Source organism: Paenibacillus sp. AR247, assembly GCF_002968895.1.
GTDB classification, from domain to species: domain Bacteria; phylum Bacillota; class Bacilli; order Paenibacillales; family Paenibacillaceae; genus Paenibacillus_AQ; species Paenibacillus_AQ favisporus.
In genome coordinates, this window is record NZ_PCZT01000015.1 from 73,770 (window position 1) to 77,993 (window position 4,224).

1 protein-coding gene and 2 pseudogenes are annotated in these 4,224 nt (G+C 55.1%); all 3 read right to left on the reverse strand.

What is annotated here, in order from left to right:
* Positions 1 to 328, reverse strand: a pseudogene (locus CPT76_RS24975) (histidine kinase); the annotation flags it as partial.
* A gap of 93 nt (positions 329 to 421) precedes the next feature.
* A pseudogene (locus CPT76_RS24980) lies at positions 422 to 3,020 on the reverse strand (stalk domain-containing protein).
* A 261-nt stretch (positions 3,021 to 3,281) separates the two neighbouring features.
* The coding region (locus tag CPT76_RS24985) for an S-layer homology domain-containing protein (protein WP_146116418.1) at positions 3,282 to 4,224 on the reverse strand (943 nt) is incomplete at its 5' end.

Below are 4,224 nucleotides of genomic sequence, written 5' to 3' on the forward strand. Positions count from 1 at the left end.
ACATTTCCTTCTCACGATAAATCATCACATCAAGCTGCAGCTGCGTCGCTTTCTCGTAGGCCTGCCTAATATCATCCTCTTTGTACCGGACGAAGTCCCGGCTGACCTCGGTCAGCCGGATCCGGGAGCGCCGGTAGTTCAGCTCCAGCTGATCCACCTTCTGCAGCGTATCCACGGTTTCCTTCATCACTAACTGCAGTTCCTGATTCAACGTGAGCAGCTCGTCCCGGGCCGTCTCGAGAATCTCGAACATCTGATATTTGCTGTTTTCAACCACCTGGATGGCATTCTTAATGACTCGGTCTATCGCATCGGCTTGAAAATCCACGAATGTTCTACTCCATTTCTAACCATTACAGTTCTACATAGAATGAGCTGCAGTCGCATTTCCTAAGTTCAATTCTATACATATCATACCATATCATGATTGGATGGTAATGGTCTTCGTGTTTTGTTCCCAATTTACTTGTAATCCTAATTGCTCGGAAACGAGCCGAAGTGGGACTAAAGTACGACCTTGGGTAATGAATGGAGCGACTTCTGCGCTTTTACGCTTGCCGTTTAGGATATATTCCTTTTTGCCGACCGTCAAGTCCATCAGCTTGCCGCCCCGCAGGACGCTGATCCGCTGATTGGCCGAATCCCATGTGGCTTGTCCGCCAAATGTATCCAGTACGTATTTCACCGGAATATAGGTCGTACCGTTCTTCATGACCGGCGCAGCGTCCATAGATTTCTTCTGACCGTTCGACATATAGGACTTCTGCCCGACCGCCATGATCACCTTGCCGGTTGGAAGGCCGGCATCGCTGGACAGCGAAGGCATCGTGAATTTAATGTTGTCAAAAGCGACCGTACCCGTCTTCGCCCGCTCGTCCTGGCCATCTTCAACATTGACGACGTAGAGGCGCTTCAGCTGGGCCGGGAAGGCAATGCCCAGGCTGCTCAGATCCACGTTGATCGTCTTCCAGCCCGTCCAATCAATGGCTTTGGCCAAGTCGACGTATACCGTCTGACCTCTCGCGTCCGTCAGCTCGGCACGCATCCAGTTCAGGCTGTTGTCGCCCATCGCGTCGATCGACATCGACGTAGCCGCCGCATTAATGCCTTTGCCCGAGGTGCCGTTCAGTTGTGCATAAGCATACATTTTGCCGCTGCCGGCCGTCATGTCATACTGCAGCTGAAGCACTTTGGAATTGGCGTGGTCGCCGGTTCCCTGCGTCACCTGCGCCGATCCGGTCACCTGGCTGCCGCTGTTCGTCGTAAAATCGACCGGGTATGTGACATTTTCAAAGTTTTCCCACATGTCTTCGCCTGCTGCCGACAGCACAACGACGGTGCTGAAGCCGTTGTAACGGGCGATCGCGTAACCAACCTTCGTATTGGCGTTCACCGAAGCGACGGTCAGCTTGTCATCCTGCACGCTGCCTTTAAAGCCAACGAATTCCCACTTCAGGGATCCGGCCGGAACCGTGATGCTCTGACCGTCCTTCGTCACCGCCGTAACCGGCACCGATACCGTGCTGCCTGCCTTCAGCGGAGCCGTTGCCGTTCCGACGTTCAGGGCGGACAGGTCGTCTCCGCCGATAACCTTCACCTGCATGCTGGCGTTGGCTTTGCCGCTGACCGCGGTAATCGTCGATGTTCCCGGCTTCACGCCCTTCACCGTCTGTCCGCTCACGACGATGTTGCCGTTGCTCGACTTCCAGGTCGGCGTAATGCTCGACACGTCGATCGGGTTGTAGTAGGTGTCATAGCCTTTCAGCTGGAACGACGCCTGCTGTCCGATCAGGATCGCAGAAGAGCCGCTTATTTTCAGTCCGAGCAGGCTGCCCTGCGGCGCCTCGGTGTACACGCCGACAGCGTTGACGACGCTGCGCTGGGTCGTGCCGTATTCCGTGTCGAACGTCAGCTTCGTGCCCGTTTCGCCGAGCGGCCGGTCCACCATCGTTGTGGAGCCGCCACCGTCCAGGTTCATGCCTTTCCAGACACCGACTTTGACCATAAAGGTCTGCAGCTCGGACAGCGACATGCCGGAGCTGTTGTCGTTTTTCTCAACAGCTACGATATATGCGTAGCGCTGATCCTTCGAATATCCGAGCGCCGTACGGGCGCGGTAGCCTCCGATGCTGGATACGTCGCGCGAAAAGGCTGACGCCGCTCCATTATTCACCAGGATGGTATGCCCGCCGATCATCATCTGCAGGTTGGCCGGATCAAGCGACTGTCCGGACGTTTTGGACAGCAGCTTGTAGTCGGTTTGGATCGTTTGGCCAACCGCCATATGGTTGGTTACGAACTGCGCTGCCGTTCCGTGGGTCCGCAAAATGTACCCGTCCTCCGGCACTGCGAAATCGAAGCCGCCCGGCTCGGAAATTTGCGTAATCACGTTATTTTGCACCAGGACCTCAACCGGAGTGGTGGAACTGTTCTTCGGACGAACCGGCGACTTCCAAGCGCTTGTATAAATATACATGGCATTCGCATGGCTGTAATTCGAAGTTCCGCTCTCCGGCGTGTAAGATGCCTTGTTGACGCCTGCCAGCGGGAACGTAGAGCCATCTTGGGCTGTCACCGTTCCGTCAAACGAAAACTGGTCGATAACCGGTGTGCCGCTCTTGGTTACCGCAAAGGAGTACATCCCCTTCAGATCCGAAGGAGTCGATACCAGTTCCCCGCTGGTTTCGGATTCTGCAAATCTACTTTGATGACGTCCGCCAGCGCCGTCGCCTGTTTGCCGGAGCGCGTCGTCGTAAATTTGTACTTGGTCATTATCGCCCCAGACGTAACCGGGCTTTCGCTCAGCTTCGTTACGGTCGCCGCTGTGGCCGCGCTGGCCACCGAAGCAATAGAATGTCCGTTCAGCGGGATCCCGCTGCCGATAACCGGCGTAATAAACAGCAGGCCAGCCAGCGATACGACCATCCACTTCTTGCCTGCACCCTTCTTGTGCTCGTTCCCCATGCGATCATTATGCCATTTCATGTACTGTTAACTCTCCCATCTTCTTCATACGCAATGCTATTCTATCGTTGCTCGTTCATAAACAGGACCAACCGACTATTCACGTTACAGCATGAGTTCACAGACTCTATTATCTAGGTCCAGTATGAACTCCCTATTAAATAGACTGAAATTATCCGAAAAAGTTACGGAAAATTAATCTTTTTAGCAAAATCCACCGAAAAATCCCACAAAAAAAGCCCCACCGAAGTAGGGCTGACGTACCGAAATGGAAACTCTATGATTTTGTGAGAGATTTAGCCTGTTCACTGCTCTGGTTACATGTACCCGATCTTCTCCAGCAGACGCTGCAGCATGACGGCTGCCTGGGCGCGAGTCGCATTTCCGCGGGGCTGGAACGTGTTCGCCGTGACGCCCTGGATAATGCCTTCCTTCAGCACGCGGGCCGCGGAGTCCGGATACTGGATTTGCTTGCTGTCCTTAAACACTTTCAGGTACGTGGACGCCGGATAGCTCAGCGTCGAGTTGTATCCCGCATAGTTCATGGCACGGACCATCATGATCCCCATCTGCTCGCGCGTAATCGAGCTGTTTGGCTTGAACGATCCGTCCGTATTGCCAGTGACGATGCCAGCTTTGGCCGCCGCCCCGATATAGGCGCTGGAGCCGATGTTGACTACGTCATAGAAGCGGTCCGCGCTCTGCGCATCCCCTTCCAATCCGAGTGCCCTGGCCACGTACTCGGCGAACTCAGCACGGGTAATGCTCTGATCCGGGGCAAAAAGCGTATTGGTGCGGCCCTCGATGACCTGCTTGGCAGACAGCGTGCTGATCGCGTCCTTCGCCCAATGGTTGCCGAGATCGCTGTAATATTTGTAGAACGTCGCTCCGAAAACAGTGAAGTTCCCCTTTACCTTGCCATGGAATACCCGGCGGCTGCCTGCCGTGTCGATCACGCCAGGAACGTAAGTCAGCTTGTTCGCTCCGCTGTCGAAGCGTACCAGGCTGGACCGGCTGTCCTGCAGCGCACTGCTCGTCCGGACGAGAACCTCCCCGCTGAGCTTCAGCTCACGCGGATTGTTCGGCGAACTGTTGTTCACGGCGGATACATAGAAGTCTACAGGCTCGGTGATCTTTTGGCTGGAGCTGGTGTTCAGCTTCTTGCTCAAATCCGCGGCTGCCTCCGTCGACAGCTTCTCTACCGTGATGTTAAGCGTGACGGAAGAGCTGCTGGCATTCAGGCTGCTGGCAATGTCCGGC